Origin of the sequence: Bacteroides zoogleoformans, from assembly GCF_002998435.1 — a bacterium.
GTDB lineage: Bacteria > Bacteroidota > Bacteroidia > Bacteroidales > Bacteroidaceae > Bacteroides > Bacteroides zoogleoformans.
Map to the genome: position 1 here is coordinate 2,346,769 of NZ_CP027231.1, position 15,199 is coordinate 2,361,967.

Here is a 15,199-nt window from a genome sequence, read left to right on the forward strand (position 1 = left end):
AAGAATTTTTTGTTTTCGACAGTTCAAAATGTTTCAGAAACTTCGTATCATGCTGAAAATAGTGTCCGACCGGAATTCCTTTTCATACGAACTCCATATCTTCTCCGCATCCGCTCCGTCTATCCTCCGTATGATCTCCGTATCACCTCCGTATCACCTCCGTATCATCTCCGTATATCCTCCGCTTATATAGATACGGAGAAGGTATGGGGAAGACACGGCGTTGATACGGCCGGGGTATGGTTTCGGTGGTAGGGATATATTGGCTTGCCGCATATTGATAAAGACAGGTGATGATAGATGTATCGATTCAAGGTACAAGATAGATGTGCTTATAGAAGAATATTTCATTAAAAAATAAACAGCTTCTGAATATAATATCCTATCTTTGCGATGATTTATCTATGAGAAAATGGAGATGCAGACTTTAGACACCGGAAGTAGAGAACAAGCTGAAAGCTCTGTTTGTCAAAAAACGCATTTATAAATATATACGTTGAACCAAAGAAGTAGTATGGAAAGCATCTTAGTGACAGGAGCAAGCGGATTTATCGGTAGTTTTATTGCGGAAGAGGCATTGAAGCGCAAATTCGGTGTATGGGCAGGCATCCGCTCATCCAGTAGCCGCGAATACCTGAACAACCGTAAGATACATGTCCTTGAACTGAACTTTGCCCATCCCAATGAGCTTCGTGCCCAATTGTCAGGGTATAAGGGCACCTACAATAAGTTTGACTACATCGTCCATTGTGCAGGTGTCACCAAGTGCGTCAACAGGAATGAGTTCGACCACGTCAACTATCTGCAAACGAAATTCTTCGTTGATACACTGAGGGAACTGAACATGATACCCAAACAGTTTATTTTCATCAGCACCTTGAGTGTATTCGGTTCTGTTCGCGAAGAGACATACGAACCCATTTCGGATCAAGACACTCCCTGCCCCAATACGGATTACGGATTCAGTAAACTGAAGGCAGAGCTTTATTTGCAGAGTATTCCGGGGTTCCCTTACATCATTTTTCGCCCTACAGGTGTTTACGGTCCGCGCGAGAAAGATTACTTTCTGATGGCCAAGTCCATCAAACGGCACATAGACTTCTCCGTGGGGTTTCGTCGGCAGGATTTGACGTTTGTATATGTCAAGGATATTGTGCAGGCCGTCTTTCTCGCCATGGAAAAGAAAGTGGTGCGCCGCGGTTATTTCCTGACCGACGGAGGCGTTTACCAAAGCCGTGCGTTTTCCGACCTGATACGGAAAGAATTGGGCAATCCGTTTGTTATTCGTTTCAGATGTCCGTTAATTGTGTTAAAGTTAGTATCTTTGCTGGCCGATTTTTGGGCAAAGCGACGGAACACCACCAGCACGCTCAATCCGGATAAGTATAGAATAATGAAACAACGCAACTGGCAGTGCGACATCACTCCTACCGTAGAAGAGTTGGGATATCATCCCGAATATGATTTGGAACGGGGAGTGAAAGAGACCATCGCCTGGTATAAAGAAAAAGGATGGCTTTAGATTTATTTAAAAAGGTAGAAACACGCAAAGGACTGTTTGCCGTAGAGAAGATAACACTGATATATAACCTGTTGACTTCTATCCTGATACTGTTTCTTTTTCAGGAAATGGAACATCCGGGCAGGATGCTCCTCGACCGCATCGTTATTGCAGCCATGACGTTCTTGTTGATGTATCTTTATAGATTGGCGCCATGCAAATTCTCGGCTTTCGTGCGCATAGCCATCCAGATGTCACTGTTGTCCTATTGGTATCCCGACACGTTTGAGTTCAATCGCATCTTTCCCAACCTCGACCATGTGTTTGCTTCGACCGAGCAATGGTTGTTCGGTGGGCAGCCTGCCGTATGGTTCAGCGCTTATTTGCCGCAAATGTGGGTGAGCGAGCCATTCAACATGGGCTACTTTTTCTATTATCCGATGATATTGGTAGTGATAATGTGGTATTTCGTCTACCGCTATGACTTGTTTGAGAAAGTATCTTTCGTGGTGGTCACTGCCTTCTTTATCTATTATCTTATTTATATATTCGTGCCTGTTGCCGGCCCTCAGTTCTACTTTCCTGCCATCGGCAACGGCAACGTGGCTCAAGGCATCTTTCCTTCCATTGGCAGCTACTTCCATCACCATCAGGAACTTCTTCCGGGTCCCGGCTATGAACACGGTTTTTTCTACAATCTGGTCGAAGAGTCGCAGCAAGTGGGCGAGCGTCCTACGGCAGCCTTTCCAAGTTCGCATGTGGGAATGTCTACCATCCTGATGATTATGGCTTGGCGCGGGAGCAGACGTCTGTTTACCTGTCTGTTGCCTTTCTATCTGTTGCTCTGTGGAGCTACGGTGTATATTCAAGCACATTATCTGATTGACTCCATCGCCGGTTTCATTTCCGCTTTCGCGATTTATGTGGCGGTGACGTGGATGTTCAAGAGGTGGTTTGCGCAGCCGATGTTCAAATAAGGGGTTCCCGGCTTTCGGCTCCGATGCGCCATCGTTCCCCTTCTTCCCGCTACTCCTTTGAGAACCTTTTGCGTCAAGATCCGCCGGTTGCGGCAGACATGAAGAGGCGTGCTGTCAACAATGCTGATTCCATCTCGTTATGAGACTTGGCAGCCTTGCATTGCAGTCAAGGCTTGGCAAGTACAGTCTCTTCTCGGAGGAAGTCCGGCAACAAAAAAGCCTACTCAGTTACGAATAGGCTTAATTTTGTACCCCTGAGCAGAATCGAACTGCTATTTAACGTTTAGGAAACGCTTGTTCTATCCGTTGAACTACAAGGGCTTCTCTCTGCTGCACCTTGAACAACAAGGTTTTCCATGTGAATTTCTGCATATCGCAACAGATTGCGGGTACAAAGATAATGTATTCTGTCGATTTTCCGAAAAAAGTTTTGTTAATCCAATTAACTTTGCGAAATTTGCCAAGTGTGTAAAAGAACAATAACCTCTAAAAAATAACCTTTAGAAAATCGTAAGTATGGCAAACGACATGATGGTCAAAGAACTGGAGCAAGTGGTAGTCCGCTTCTCCGGAGACTCCGGCGATGGTATGCAACTCGCCGGCAACATCTTTTCAACAGTTTCGGCTACGGTAGGAAATGACATCAGTACCTTCCCCGACTACCCTGCAGATATCCGCGCTCCGCAAGGTTCACTTACCGGCGTTTCAGGCTTTCAGGTGCACATAGGCGCAGGTAAAGTCTATACTCCGGGAGATAAGTGCGATGTATTGGTGGCTATGAATGCTGCCGCTCTGAAAACACAGTATAAGTTTGCAAAGTCCACAGCCTGCATCATTATAGATACAGACGCCTTTCAGAAAGGAGATTTGGAAAAAGCAGCTTTTAAAACCAATGACCCCATTGAAGAAATGGACATCAAACAAGATGTGATCGCCGCTCCCATCTCGCAAATGGTGAAAGATTGTCTGGCCGAAACCGGGATGGACAACAAATCCATGCTGAAATGCCGCAACATGTTCGCAGTGGGACTGGTATGCTGGCTGTTCAACCGCGACCTGAAGATTGCCGAAGACTTTATTCGTGAGAAGTTTGGCAAGAAACCCGAAATTGCCGAAGCGAACATCAAGGTTATTCATGCAGGATATGACTATGGGCACAACACGCATGCTTCCGTAGCTCATACGTATAAGATAGAGAGCAAGGCCACCGTGCCCGGCCGCTACATGGATATTACGGGAAATAAAGCCACGGCCTACGGTTTCATTGCTGCTGCTGAAAAAGCGGGTATGAAGCTGTTCCTCGGTTCTTATCCCATCACTCCTGCCACCGACGTGCTGCACGAGCTTTCAAAGCACAAATCACTGGGTGTGATGACCGTGCAATGCGAAGATGAAATTTCGGGTTGTGCCACTGCCATCGGCGCCTCTTTTGCCGGCGCATTGGCCGTAACTTCCACTTCAGGTCCCGGCGTCTGCCTTAAATCGGAGGCCATGAACCTGGCCGTCATCACAGAATTACCTCTCGTGGTGCTCAACGTACAACGTGGAGGCCCTTCCACCGGTCTGCCCACCAAATCAGAACAAACAGACTTGTTGCAGGCTTTATTTGGCCGTAACGGCGAAAGTCCGATGCCCGTCATTGCGGCCGCTTCGCCCACAGGCTGTTTCGATGCAGCCTACATGGCCAGCAAAATTGCACTGGAACACATGACTCCCGTAGTATTGCTGACTGATGGTTTCGTAGCCAATGGTTCCGGTGCATGGAAATTACCCAAGCTGGCAGATTACCCGGCCATCAACCCGCCTTATGTCACTCCGGAGATGAAAGAGAACTATACTCCGTACAAACGCAATCCGGAGACAGGGGTACGTTATTGGGCAATTCCTGGACAGGAAGGATATATGCACATACTCGGCGGTCTGGAAAAAGACAGTAACACAGGCGCCATCTCCACCGACCCGGAGAACCACAACCTGATGTGCCACCTACGTGCAGAGAAAGTAGCCAAGATTCCCGTACCCGATGTGAAAGTACAAGGTTGTGCGGATGATGCCGACCTGCTGATAGTAGGTTTCGGCGGTACATACGGTCACTTGTACTCGGCCATGGAAGAGATGAACAAGGCAGGCAGAAAAACAGCCCTCGCCCATTTCACCTACCTCAATCCGCTGCCTCAGAACACGGAAGCCGTTTTGAAGAAATATAAAAAGGTGGTGATTGCCGAACAAAACCTCGGACAGTTTGCCGGTTATCTGCGTATGAAGATAGATAACTTCACACCGTATCAGTTCAATGAAGTCAAAGGACAACCGTTTGTCGTGGCCGAACTGGTAGAGGCTTTCAATAAGATAATTGATAACGACTAAAAGAAAAACATCATGTTCGAATATACAGCAAAAGACTTCAAGAAAGGACAACCTCGCTGGTGTCCGGGTTGCGGTGACCACTTCTTTCTGGCTTCACTGCACAAAGCAATGGCAGAAATAGGCATAGCTCCCTGGGAGACTGCCGTCATCTCAGGCATCGGCTGCTCCAGCCGTTTGCCCTACTACATGAATACGTATGCGATGCAGACCATTCACGGGCGTGCCGCCGCCATCTCGACCGGCGCCAAAGTAGCCAATCCCAATCTGACCGTGTGGCAGATTTCGGGTGACGGCGACGGGTTGGCCATCGGCGGAAATCACTTCATACATGCCGTACGCCGCAACATCGATCTGAACATGATTCTGCTGAACAACCGCATCTACGGCTTGACCAAAGGGCAATACTCGCCGACTTCCCCGCGCGGTTTCGTCAGCAAATCGTCTCCTTACGGCACAGTGGAAGACCCGTTCCATCCGGCCGAACTCTGTTTCGGTGCCCGCGGGCGTTTCTTTGCCCGTGCGGTAGCTACTGATGGTGTAGGAACCACAAATATCCTGAAAGCGGCTATTGCCCACAAGGGAGCTTCTGTCTGCGAGATTCTGCAACATTGCGTCATCTTCAATGACAATACCTACGACAATGTTTATAAGAAAGAGGGTCGTGCCCAAAACGCCATCTATCTGGAACACGGCAAACCGATGCTTTTCGGAGAGAACAATGAATATGGCCTGATGCAGGAAGGCTTCGGCCTGAAAGTTGTAAAGCTCGGCGAAAACGGTATCACGGAAAAGGATATTCTTATTCACGACGCCCACTGCATGGACAACACCCTGCAACTGAAGCTCGCCTTGATGGAAGATCCCGACTTCCCGGTTGCACTCGGTGTAATCCGTGATGTGGAAGCGCCTACCTACAACGACGCCGTTCACGAACAAATAGAAGAAGTATCTTCCAAGAAGAAGTATCACAACTTTGAAGAGCTGCTGATGACAAACGATACGTGGGAGGTAAAATAAGCTTTCGCATTACAAGCATACTTTTTTGTTCATTATTTTTTCCCCTTCACTAAAGCCCGGAAGGTAAAAGTGAAGGGGATTTTTTTAATGTATCTATTTGTCTTGACGTTTTAAGCAGTGATTGTATGGTGTCTTGAGACTCTGGTTGCATTCAGTATAAAAACAAATCCGTATTACTCCGCATGTTCCAACTCCTCTTCCCCCCCAAAAAAAACAGCCTTTTAGCGTCATTGCGGCCTAAGAGTCATCAACTTCCATGAATAGGACTAACAAATTGTACAAAAAAGGGTGAAACACGGTTTTTTATACGATTTGTTAGTCTATTCTATCGTTTTTTTTTATTCTTTTGTGAAGAAAGGCTAAAGAGAGTCTATATTTGTTACGTGGCATCAAGAGAAACTAAAGCATAATATTCACTAAAAACAAAAGAACATGAAAAAATTATTAATGATCATTGCTATCGCAGTATGCGGCATCAATCAAATGCATGCACAGTTCTACGTTGGTGGTTCGGTTGGATTTACCAGTAGTAAAATAAGTATGGGGACGGGCTCCGACGAAAGCGGTTCTTCGTATAAGATACTGCCTGAAATCGGTTATAAGTTCAGCGACCAAATGTCTTTCGGCGTCAGCTTAGGATACCTCAAAGGCTATGCGGCATTGGGCTCTTTCGATGTGAATGACATCAAGGCTTTGGGTGGTGCTCTTATAAGTACAGCTGCCGACCTTTCTTCCAGTGACTCGAACGACATGAGTCTGAAGGCATTCCGCATCGCTCCCTATCTGCGTTACACTGTTTTCGAGTCGGGAATGTTCCAGTTCTTCATCGATGGCGTTGTAGGATACAGTTCCATAAAGGCAGATGCCCAGAAACTTGGTAAAAAGGCAGGCGGTGATAGTGGCTTGGGAAATATCAACATGAAAGACCGGACCGTAACGGGCTTGGAAATGTGCATACGTCCGGGTATCGCCGTGAACCTGAATGATAATTTCAGCCTGTTCGCCAAGATCGGCTCCTTAGGCTATCAGACCCTGAAGTTGAAAGACAGCGATTTCAAACTGACCCGTATCGGATTTGACCTCGATAGCAACAACTTGTTGTTAGGAGCAATATTCTACTTCTAAACGTTCCGGGGCCTCAAGAGGGTGTGTCAAAAAAAACAGAAGTCGCTTATCTGACAGATAAGCGCAACGGATTTTTTCTTGACATGCTCTCTTTCTTTTTTGTTTGACTTGTTGCTCCGGAGAAGACTTTCTTCTTGTTTAATGCCAACACTGTGTTCTTATGAAAGCCAACATTCTATTCTTTTTATGGGTCTGTAGCATTTTCCTTTTACCGGCAAGCGCACAAGAGCCTTCGGTCACCGGCATCATGACGAAAGCGTGCCGCAACAAGGAGGGACAGACTTTTCGGGCAAAAATGAAGATGACCATCATACGCCCCAAGTGGAAAAGAGAGATTGAAGCCAAGATGTGGGTAAGAACGCGCGACTACTCATGCGTGCTGCTCACTGCACCCGCACGCGAACGGGGGCAGGCTTTCCTGAAACGGAAAAACGATCTGTGGAACTGGCAGCCGGGAATAGGACGCACCATCAAGATGGCGTCCACCCTCACCGGTCAGTCGTGGATGGGAAGCGACTTCACCACGGACGACATAGTACGGCAGACCTCATTTTTGAACGACTTCACCCACACCCTGTTGGGCAAAGAGATAGTGGACGGCAACGAATGCTACAAGATTCTGCTCACTCCAAAGCCCGAAAGCATAATCGTGTGGGGAAAAGTGATCTCATGGGTAAGTACGAAAGACTTCGTGGATGTGAAAAACGAGTACTACGACGAAGACGACAATCTGGTGCAGACCTATCGGGGTTACGACTTCGAGCACTACGCTTCATACTACATCCCCATGAGGATGGAGATGATTCCGGCACAGAAGAACAACCACAAAACGGTGCTCACCGTGCAGGCCTATGAAATCAATCCACCGATAGACGACAGATTCTTTTCCCTGCAAAACCTTAAAAAACTGCACTGATGCTCAGAACGGCCTGGCTCAATCTATGGAGAAACCCGCGGCGTACATGCACCACAGCGGCGTCGGTATGCTTCGCGGTATTCTTCTGCATACTGCTGAACTCGGCCTATATCGGTATTTGGGAGGCATTCATACAGAACTTTCTGCGCATAGAAAAAGGACATATAGAGATATGCCACAAAGCCGAAGAGGAGAGCGACGATGAATACATGCCTATGTCGGACGAGATGCTGCAACACTTGTCCGACTTGTCCGGGGTGACCGATGTATTACCGCGGATAGAGACATTTGCCATGGCTTCTGCCGGAGACCTGAGCCGCGGAGTGGCGGTGTTCGGTGTTCGCCCTTCGCAAGAGAAGCGCCGAATGAGTATCACCTCCATGCTGACTGAGGGGAGTTACCTTGAAGAAGATGACGACGGTGTGTTGTTGGGACTGAAACTAAGCCGTAGCCTCAACGTTGGCGTGGGCGACAGCATAGCCGTGATAGGCAAAGGCTGCCACGGTTCGAGTGCAGGAGGCCTGTTTCCCATACGGGGCATAGTGACACTGCCAGTAGCCAAAGCAGACAAAGTGGCCGTATATATGAGCCTGAAAGCGGCGCAAGAGTTCATCGGTCTGCCCGTGGGGTACAGCCGCGTGTATCTGTGGATAGACAAGGAAGAAAACCTTGCCGCCATACAAAAGGAAGCAGAGGCTCTTCTTCCTCCCGACGAATATGATGTGCAGAACTGGATAAGCACGATGAGTGATTTTCTGATCTATGCAGAGACTACAAAGACGATAGGAGAGATAGTGAACCTCATTCTGTACATGCTGGTGGCATCGGGTGTGCTGGGCACCGTGATCATGATGGTCAACGAGCGTCGATACGAGTTCGGCATGATGATAGCTTTGGGCATGCAACGCACCCGGCTTGCTCTGACCGTGTTCTGCGAACTACTATTCATCATGGTGGGGGGAGGCATGGCAGGCATAGTTGCCGTACTGCCCATCATCCACTATTTTGAGTGCAATCCTTTTCCCTTAGATGGCAATTCAGCCAAGCTGATACAAGATTATATCACCAACCCCGAGTTCACCTGCCACACCGGAGTGGGCCTCATCGCCGAGCAACTGATTGCCGTGGCGCTGATAGGTGGAATCGTCATGCTATATCCCGCACTGGCCATCTTCAAGTTAAAGGTGAACCTTGTGTTGAAACAATAGCGATAAACAAGAAAAAAACGATGAAGAAATGAACCTCTTCAGAAAAGAGTACTAAGACAATAACAATAAAGAAGAAAACGCCATGATATACTGTCCCGCCTGGAGAAACATTTGGCGCAACAAGTTGCGCAGTGGCATCATAATGGGTGCCATAGCCATCGGTATGTTTGCCGGAACGCTTCTGGTGGCATTTCTCAAGGGGTGGAGTACGGACATCATACAGGAGCACATAGACATGCAGGTATCGTGCATTCAGATACACAGGCACGATGACGGAGCGGAGAACGATGCAAGCAATTTCTTCGCCGAGGAAGAAGTCGTGCAGGTGCTTGAGACTACACCGGGTATAACGGGTTTCAGCACCCGGCTGAAAGCCGATGCCGTGCTCACAAGTCCGGAGGAGAGTACCGGAGTGACCCTGATAGGAGTAGATTCGGAAATGGAGAAAAAGATTTCACGCGTGTATACCACTATTCCCGATTCGGCCGGCAGCTTCCTGTCCCACTCCGAGGTGAGCCCCATCGTAATCAGCCGTGAGACGGCCGACAGACTGAAGGTACGCCTGCGATCGAAAATAGTGCTCAATGTGCAAGACTGCTCCGGCGAAATACAGAGCACCCTCTTCAGGGTGGGAGGCATCTTCGCTACCCACAGCAAACGCTTCGATGCGGTGACGGCCTACGTGCGCAAGTCCGACCTGGCCCCTTACCTCATGACGCCTGAAGGCTGTGTGCACGAGATAGCCGTGATGACGGCCGAGCCGAAGAAGAGCGACGAGCAAGCCCGCAGGCTGTCGCAACGCCTGCCCTCTATGCTGAAAGCCGAGTCCTGGGGCGAGGTATTCCCCGTGCTGAACGTGGGTCTTTTCTGGTTAAAAGTCTTTAGCTATCTGTTTTTGGGAGTATTCCTCACCGCACTTTCGTTCGGTACGGTGAACATCATGCAGATGGCCGTGATGGAGCGCGACAAGGAGTTCAAGATGTTGTACCGAATAGGCATGGCACCGAGGCTGATACTGAAGATGGTGCTGCTGGAGACCTGCTTCCTCACCTTGGTGGGCGCAATAGTCGGCATCGTGCCGGCCACGGTGCTCGCGGCACTCACGGCCGATGTGGGCTTGAACATAAGCATGCTGTTCAACCTGAAATTCGCATACGGATTTGGCGAGGTGGTGCACCCTGAACTATCGGTGGTGGCCATAGTGGAGATTTTCATCCTTGTCGCAGTATCGGCTACGGTGTCGGCCATACTGCCCATGCACCACACTTTGAAAATAATGAAATGAACCGGAAGAGAAGCCGATGCGGCATAACTAAATAACAACAAGCATATGGCATTGATAGAGACAGAAGAACTTGGAAAGATATATCGGGGCAAGGCTTTCGACGTGGAGGCCGTGGCCGACGTCAGCCTCGGCTTCGAGCAAGGAGAGTTCACTGCAATAGTAGGTCCCTCGGGCTCGGGAAAGACCACCTTGCTCAATCTGATAGGCGGGTTGGACCGCCCATCGGCAGGCAGGGTGATGATAGACGGAAAGGACATCGGCCTGCTGAAGGAAAAGGAGCTGGTGGACTTCAGGCTGCACAACGTGGGCTTCGTGTTCCAGGCATACAACCTGATTCCGGTGTTCACGGCGGAGGAGAACATATCTTTCCTGATGGAGCTGCAAGGCAGACCTAAGGAGGAACGGAAAAGCCGTACACAAGAGTTGCTGCGGGTGATAGGTCTGTCCGACCGTGCCCGCAGCCGTCCGGCCGACCTTTCGGGTGGCGAGCAGCAGCGTGTTGCCGTGGCTCGCGCACTGGCGGCAAAGCCCCGTTTTGTGCTGGCCGACGAGCCTACGGCCAATCTTGACACCAAGTCGGCCGAGAACCTACTCGACATGATGATGAGGCTGAATAAGGAGGAGGGCATGACCTTCATCTTTTCTACGCACGACCCCCGCGTCATGGCAAAGGCCGGACGCATCATCACTTTGGAAGACGGCAGAATGATAAAAGAGGAGAGAATATGAGGAAGGCGGTGCTCATATGGATGGCATTGCTCGCCACATGCACGCTGACGGCACGGGCGCAACGCATGGAGGCACCACGCATTTCGGGCTACCTGAACAACAGCACGGTTTATGCGGCTACCCACCCCGACCTGCTGGAGGAGACGTTGTGGCAGAACATCGTGTACCTGCGCACGGACTTAGACTGGAGAGCCTCCTCTGCTATTCGTATAGATGCGGGGATGAGGAACATAGTCTATACGGGAAATGCTACCGCACTGTCGTACATAAAAGAGTATACGGACGGGGAGCGAGGATGGGCAGGCATGACTTTCGACATTGTCGACCGCGAAAGGATGCTCTACCGACTGAACATAGACCGGCTGTCGTTGCAATGGAGCTCCGGTGCACTGGAGGTGAAGGTGGGCAGGCAGCGCATAGACTGGGGGCAGACGCTGGTGTGGAACCCCACAAACATCTTCAATCCTCATTCTTTCTCTCGCTTCAACTGCCTCGAACGACCGGGATGCGACGCTCTGCGCACCACGTATTATCACAACGAGACGTCGTACAGCGAGATGGCCATCTCGCCCGACAGGAATGGAAGAATGACGACGGCCTTCAGGCACGGCGGACGGATGGGACGTGCCGACTACAACCTGATGACGGGTATATATCGCGAAGAAGACGCCGTGGCCGGAGCTGCGATGACCTACGGGCACGGCGAACTGATGGTGCGCACCGAGGGCGCTTTGTTCGTGCCGCTCGACTCCAAGGACGAGTGCGAAACGATAGTACAGATTGCAGCCGGTGCCGACTACGCCTTCAACAGCAATCTGACGATACTGTGCGAGGTGCTATACAGAAACCGCAGTATTGACACGGACGTGAACAGCCTGATGTTTTATACAGACCCGCACTCGGCCAGAGACCTGTCCGTATCAAGGTGGAGCATTCTGGCGCAGGCTGTCTATCTGCTCACACCACACCTGTCTGTACGCCTGTCGGCATCACATTTTACAGACAAGCGGCTATCTCACGCCGGCTTCAACCTCAACTATCGGATGGGGGCCAACATAGAGACCTCACTCTTTGCCCACTTTGCGAACTACGCTTCGCAACAGCCGATAAAGATCAAGGCAGAACTGGGGTACGTGCAACTGAAATGGAGTTTTTAGAAGATAAGACAATAATAAATCAAAAGATACAATGAATATGCTTACACATATCAGATCACTTGCAACAGGCCTGCTTGGAGCACTACTGCTGGCAGGCGTGTTTTCGGCCTGCGATCGTAAAGATTCCGAGCCGTTTGTACCAATGGAGTATGTGACGTTCTCGGGGGAGTTGTTCACCAAGAATCTGCGATTGAAAGAGGTTGTAGACGAAACGCAGGGACAGCTCCACGTGGGTGCGTTAGAGCCCATCTTAAGCGGACAAGGCTTGTCGGAGAGCGAAATCAAATCGATCATGCAAAAGGTGAACATGTACATTCAGCTTTCCGGCGAGTGCTACGCTCACGCCATCACTTACCACACCACAGGCCCGAAAGGAGAGCCCATCGTGGCATCGGGCATGATTTATTATCCCAAGTCGGGCCGCCCGAAGGGGGTAATAGAGATTGTGCCGTGGAGCAAGAGCAAAAAGGAGTGCGGTACGGAGAATTACGCTTTCATGCCCGAAATCATTCCCGGCATGAGCGCATACGTGCATATCGTGGCCGATCAAGTGGGGTATGGTGCTACGGCCGACGTTCCAATAGCCTACTTGCAATACGACAACGTGGCCGTGGTGGCCGCTGACATGCGTCGGGCCGCAGAGGAGTTTGTGTACAATCGCCATCATTGCAAACTGAGTGCCGAAAGCATCCTGATGGGCTATTCGCTGGGAGGCGGAGGGGCATTGAGTCTGGCCCAATATTATCAGGGGCATCCTGAAAGAGGCGTCAAGGTGAAGGATCTTTTCATAGGGGGTGGAGTGTACGACCCCTCGCTCATGGTAAAGGAGATATTTGCTTCGGGTCATGCCGGTTATGCTCAAATACCGTCTGTGATATGCTCGTTCGACCATTACGACGATTTGCAGATAGACTTCGGTAAAGTCTTCAAAGGAGATTTGCTGAAACACTACAAGGACTGGTGTTACGGGCAGTACAACCTGACAGAATTAACCGAGTCTCTGGGTACCGATCTCCGCGGATATTTTACCGATGAGTTTCTGGGCAGAGAGGAGTCGGAGGAGTATAGGAAGCTGCTGGAGATTTGCCGGCAGAAAAAGATAAGTCTGGAGCAGAAGCCCGACTTCAAGATACACCTGTCGCATGCACGGAAAGATGAATTAGTACCCACAAGCTGCTCCGACTGGTTGTACGAGGAACTTTCCGCCATGGGTGCCGAAGTGGAATACAACAAATACAACGCAAACCACCTGACTTGTTCCCTCTTTACGTTTTGGGAACTTTGGATGGCCCTCGGCAGTCGCTGACCACCCGAAGATACCCTCTCTGCCCAATGCGTCAATTCGGGGTGTCCAGCACCTTGCGTGATGGTATGGCTATAGCCTCAACCTTCAGAGTATGTTTTTTCAGGTGCTCTCCCTCCCTGCGAGGGGGAGACCGAAAGGAAAGTTCTCTGCAAACCTCTCATACAGATCGCTCATCAGCACATACAGCCCTGCGAAAAACAGCGGAGCCGCTGCCGGGAAAAGAGAGTATCGCCACGAGACTGAAAGCGAGCTGCCTACAATCCATAGCGGAAGATAGAATATGTAGATGATGGCGCAAGCCTTGAAAGAGGTCTCTTTCTCCGCAAGCCCACGGAACACCACGATGAGCATCACCCCCATGCAGAAGCACAGGAAGACGGGTAGCCAGCCATATTGCCCGACGGCGGCGAACGAAACCGTCACGGCGGTGACGGCTATGACAAAGCCGTGGACATTCTGCCGGAAGCGTTTCCACCGAAACAGCCTCTCTATCATCCAGCCTCCCAGCATACCGACGAAAACGTCATTGAACGTATCTATATATTGCTCGGCAAATATCATGCTGAACCAGGCTTCGTATTCCTTCTTTGGGTCTACGTGATGCAACTGGGGGAAGAGGGTGAACAAATTGCTGATGATACCTTGTTCCAGAACCTCCCAAAGCGCAAGCAAACCAAACAGGGTCAGCCATCTGCGCTTCACTTTACAGACCGACAGAATGACCAATAGCATGAGACCGCTCCAGAAATGAATCAAAGTCCAGCCATCGTAGTAAAACGAGCCGTACTGGAAAAAAGGTTCCAACAACCAAGTCAAGGGAACTAAAATCTGTCTGACCAACTGTTCTAACATAACGCATCCCTCTCTTTAGAAACTGTTTTGAAATGAATAAAAAAAATCTTGATAATATGAATAAGGTTATCAGTTGTTTAATTAAAATATTCTCGTAACCTCTGAGTATTAAATCTCTATAGATTATGAAATACTATTCAACCAACCTCTAATTTGTGGCAAGATATAGAAAAAATCACTAATTCACAAGCAAGGGTAGGAAAGAATTCTTCTTGAGAGATTATGATAGTTTATTATCTCTTTCGCAAATGAAAACTTGAAGAAATAATTGAGGATATCATGGGTGTTGCCAAAAAGATGGATTGTTGAACGATCTTTCTCTTGGCAGGAAAACTTCCGACGTCTTGCCATAGACTATGAATATCCGGCTGACACACTCTTTCTTTGCTTTCTTGAGTTCTGCTTTCAATTCTCTAATCTGCTCGTCTTTGCTTTTGTGTGCCATAGTGTCATCGTTTTTCTCTTGCAAAGATACTAAACGATTCTCGGAAAGATAACGACCCACCCAAGAAAATAGCACTTGAACGTTGGAAATGTGATATTTCGCAACCAATTCCTCTGGCGCGTTTTCACCTTTCAAAAAGTCAAGTACTGCCATAACACGATCCTCTTCATCATGGATATACCGAGTTGTTTCTACCCATACCCACTCATGCTGACCAGTCGATTCATTCATGACACGGTCTCTTTCTCGTTTTACTTTTGTTCTCATACACTTTTGTTTGGGACATCCAAAAGTGTCAAGTTTTTCTAGGGTAA

Annotated in this window: 13 protein-coding genes, 1 tRNA gene and 1 pseudogene; 11 read left to right on the forward strand and 4 right to left on the reverse strand. The window is 49.2% G+C overall.

Features of this window, described 5'->3' with window-relative positions; all coding sequences use genetic code 11:
• Window positions 1-514 precede the first annotated feature (514 nt).
• Window positions 515-1,522: an NAD-dependent epimerase/dehydratase family protein gene (locus tag C4H11_RS09640; protein ID WP_106041558.1), complete on the forward strand. Its 1,008-nt coding sequence runs from the start codon at window positions 515-517 to the stop codon at window positions 1,520-1,522.
• The gene (locus C4H11_RS09645) at window positions 1,513-2,478 is read left to right on the forward strand and encodes a phosphatase PAP2 family protein (RefSeq protein WP_106041559.1); all 966 of its coding nucleotides are present in this window, start codon (window positions 1,513-1,515) and stop codon (window positions 2,476-2,478) included. Before C4H11_RS09640 ends, C4H11_RS09645 begins: the two co-directional genes overlap by 10 nt.
• 41 nt (window positions 2,479-2,519) lie before the next feature.
• On the opposite strand, the pseudogene C4H11_RS09650 reads toward C4H11_RS09645, so the two are convergent.
• Window positions 2,520-2,609 (reverse strand): annotated as a pseudogene (locus C4H11_RS09650) (transposase); the annotation flags it as partial.
• A 118-nt stretch (window positions 2,610-2,727) separates the two neighbouring features.
• Window positions 2,728-2,799, reverse strand: a tRNA-Arg gene (locus C4H11_RS09655).
• Window positions 2,800-2,994: 195 nt separating this feature from the next.
• Between C4H11_RS09655 and C4H11_RS09660 the strand changes: the two genes are divergently transcribed.
• The 9 genes from C4H11_RS09660 (at window position 2,995) to C4H11_RS09700 (ending at window position 13,588) form a co-directional block, all read left to right on the forward strand.
• Window positions 2,995-4,845, forward strand: a complete 1,851-nt coding sequence (locus tag C4H11_RS09660) for a 2-oxoacid:acceptor oxidoreductase subunit alpha (protein WP_106041561.1) — start codon at window positions 2,995-2,997, stop codon at window positions 4,843-4,845.
• A 12-nt stretch (window positions 4,846-4,857) separates the two neighbouring features.
• Window positions 4,858-5,862 (forward strand): 2-oxoacid:ferredoxin oxidoreductase subunit beta, encoded by a 1,005-nt coding sequence (locus C4H11_RS09665; protein WP_106041563.1) that lies wholly within the window; start codon window positions 4,858-4,860, stop codon window positions 5,860-5,862.
• A 432-nt stretch (window positions 5,863-6,294) separates the two neighbouring features.
• Window positions 6,295-6,987: an outer membrane beta-barrel protein gene (locus C4H11_RS09670; RefSeq protein ID WP_106041565.1), complete on the forward strand. Its 693-nt coding sequence runs from the start codon at window positions 6,295-6,297 to the stop codon at window positions 6,985-6,987.
• 160 nt (window positions 6,988-7,147) lie between these two features.
• Complete coding sequence (locus C4H11_RS09675) at window positions 7,148-7,903, forward strand: outer membrane lipoprotein-sorting protein (RefSeq protein WP_106041567.1); 756 nt, start codon at window positions 7,148-7,150, stop codon at window positions 7,901-7,903.
• Complete coding sequence (locus C4H11_RS09680; protein ID WP_106041569.1) at window positions 7,903-9,111, forward strand: ABC transporter permease; 1,209 nt, start codon at window positions 7,903-7,905, stop codon at window positions 9,109-9,111. The genes C4H11_RS09675 and C4H11_RS09680 overlap by 1 nt, the downstream gene beginning before the upstream one ends.
• An 82-nt stretch (window positions 9,112-9,193) precedes the next feature.
• Window positions 9,194-10,396 carry an ABC transporter permease gene (locus C4H11_RS09685; RefSeq protein WP_106041571.1) on the forward strand — a complete coding sequence of 401 codons (1,203 nt, stop codon included), beginning with the start codon at window positions 9,194-9,196 and terminating at the stop codon, window positions 10,394-10,396.
• Window positions 10,397-10,441: 45 nt separating this feature from the next.
• Window positions 10,442-11,125 (forward strand): ABC transporter ATP-binding protein, encoded by a 684-nt coding sequence (locus tag C4H11_RS09690; protein WP_106041573.1) that lies wholly within the window; start codon window positions 10,442-10,444, stop codon window positions 11,123-11,125.
• A complete protein-coding gene (locus tag C4H11_RS09695; RefSeq protein ID WP_106041575.1) occupies window positions 11,122-12,282 on the forward strand; it encodes a hypothetical protein in 1,161 nt (386 codons plus the stop codon). The genes C4H11_RS09690 and C4H11_RS09695 overlap by 4 nt, the downstream gene beginning before the upstream one ends.
• Window positions 12,283-12,313: 31 nt before the next feature.
• Window positions 12,314-13,588: a hypothetical protein gene (locus C4H11_RS09700; RefSeq protein ID WP_106041577.1), complete on the forward strand. Its 1,275-nt coding sequence runs from the start codon at window positions 12,314-12,316 to the stop codon at window positions 13,586-13,588.
• 99 nt (window positions 13,589-13,687) lie between these two features.
• On the opposite strand, the gene C4H11_RS09705 is transcribed toward C4H11_RS09700, so the two are convergent.
• Together C4H11_RS09705 and C4H11_RS14670 are read right to left on the reverse strand one after the other, a co-directional pair.
• Window positions 13,688-14,440, reverse strand: coding sequence for a hypothetical protein (locus C4H11_RS09705; protein WP_106041579.1), 753 nt, complete (start codon window positions 14,438-14,440; stop codon window positions 13,688-13,690).
• 277 nt (window positions 14,441-14,717) lie between these two features.
• Complete coding sequence (locus C4H11_RS14670) at window positions 14,718-15,152, reverse strand: hypothetical protein (RefSeq protein WP_164996527.1); 435 nt, start codon at window positions 15,150-15,152, stop codon at window positions 14,718-14,720.
• Between the last annotated feature and the right edge of the window lie 47 nt (window positions 15,153-15,199).

What these genes read in the sequence shown, in the direction of transcription:
- C4H11_RS09670 (WP_106041565.1), top strand. Translation starts at nt 6,295, where the DNA reads ATGAAAAAATTATTAATGATCATTGCTATCGCAGTATGCGGCATCAAT.
- C4H11_RS09660 (WP_106041561.1), top strand. Translation starts at nt 2,995, where the DNA reads ATGGCAAACGACATGATGGTCAAAGAACTGGAGCAAGTGGTAGTCCGC.
- C4H11_RS09695 (WP_106041575.1), top strand. Translation starts at nt 11,122, where the DNA reads ATGAGGAAGGCGGTGCTCATATGGATGGCATTGCTCGCCACATGCACG.
- C4H11_RS09680 (WP_106041569.1), top strand. Translation starts at nt 7,903, where the DNA reads ATGCTCAGAACGGCCTGGCTCAATCTATGGAGAAACCCGCGGCGTACA.
- C4H11_RS09685 (WP_106041571.1), top strand. Translation starts at nt 9,194, where the DNA reads ATGATATACTGTCCCGCCTGGAGAAACATTTGGCGCAACAAGTTGCGC.
- C4H11_RS09640 (WP_106041558.1), top strand. Translation starts at nt 515, where the DNA reads ATGGAAAGCATCTTAGTGACAGGAGCAAGCGGATTTATCGGTAGTTTT.
- C4H11_RS09675 (WP_106041567.1), top strand. Translation starts at nt 7,148, where the DNA reads ATGAAAGCCAACATTCTATTCTTTTTATGGGTCTGTAGCATTTTCCTT.
- C4H11_RS09665 (WP_106041563.1), top strand. Translation starts at nt 4,858, where the DNA reads ATGTTCGAATATACAGCAAAAGACTTCAAGAAAGGACAACCTCGCTGG.
- C4H11_RS09705 (WP_106041579.1), bottom strand. Translation starts at nt 14,440, where the DNA reads ATGTTAGAACAGTTGGTCAGACAGATTTTAGTTCCCTTGACTTGGTTG.
- C4H11_RS14670 (WP_164996527.1), bottom strand. Translation starts at nt 15,152, where the DNA reads ATGAGAACAAAAGTAAAACGAGAAAGAGACCGTGTCATGAATGAATCG.
- C4H11_RS09690 (WP_106041573.1), top strand. Translation starts at nt 10,442, where the DNA reads ATGGCATTGATAGAGACAGAAGAACTTGGAAAGATATATCGGGGCAAG.
- C4H11_RS09700 (WP_106041577.1), top strand. Translation starts at nt 12,314, where the DNA reads ATGAATATGCTTACACATATCAGATCACTTGCAACAGGCCTGCTTGGA.
- C4H11_RS09645 (WP_106041559.1), top strand. Translation starts at nt 1,513, where the DNA reads ATGGCTTTAGATTTATTTAAAAAGGTAGAAACACGCAAAGGACTGTTT.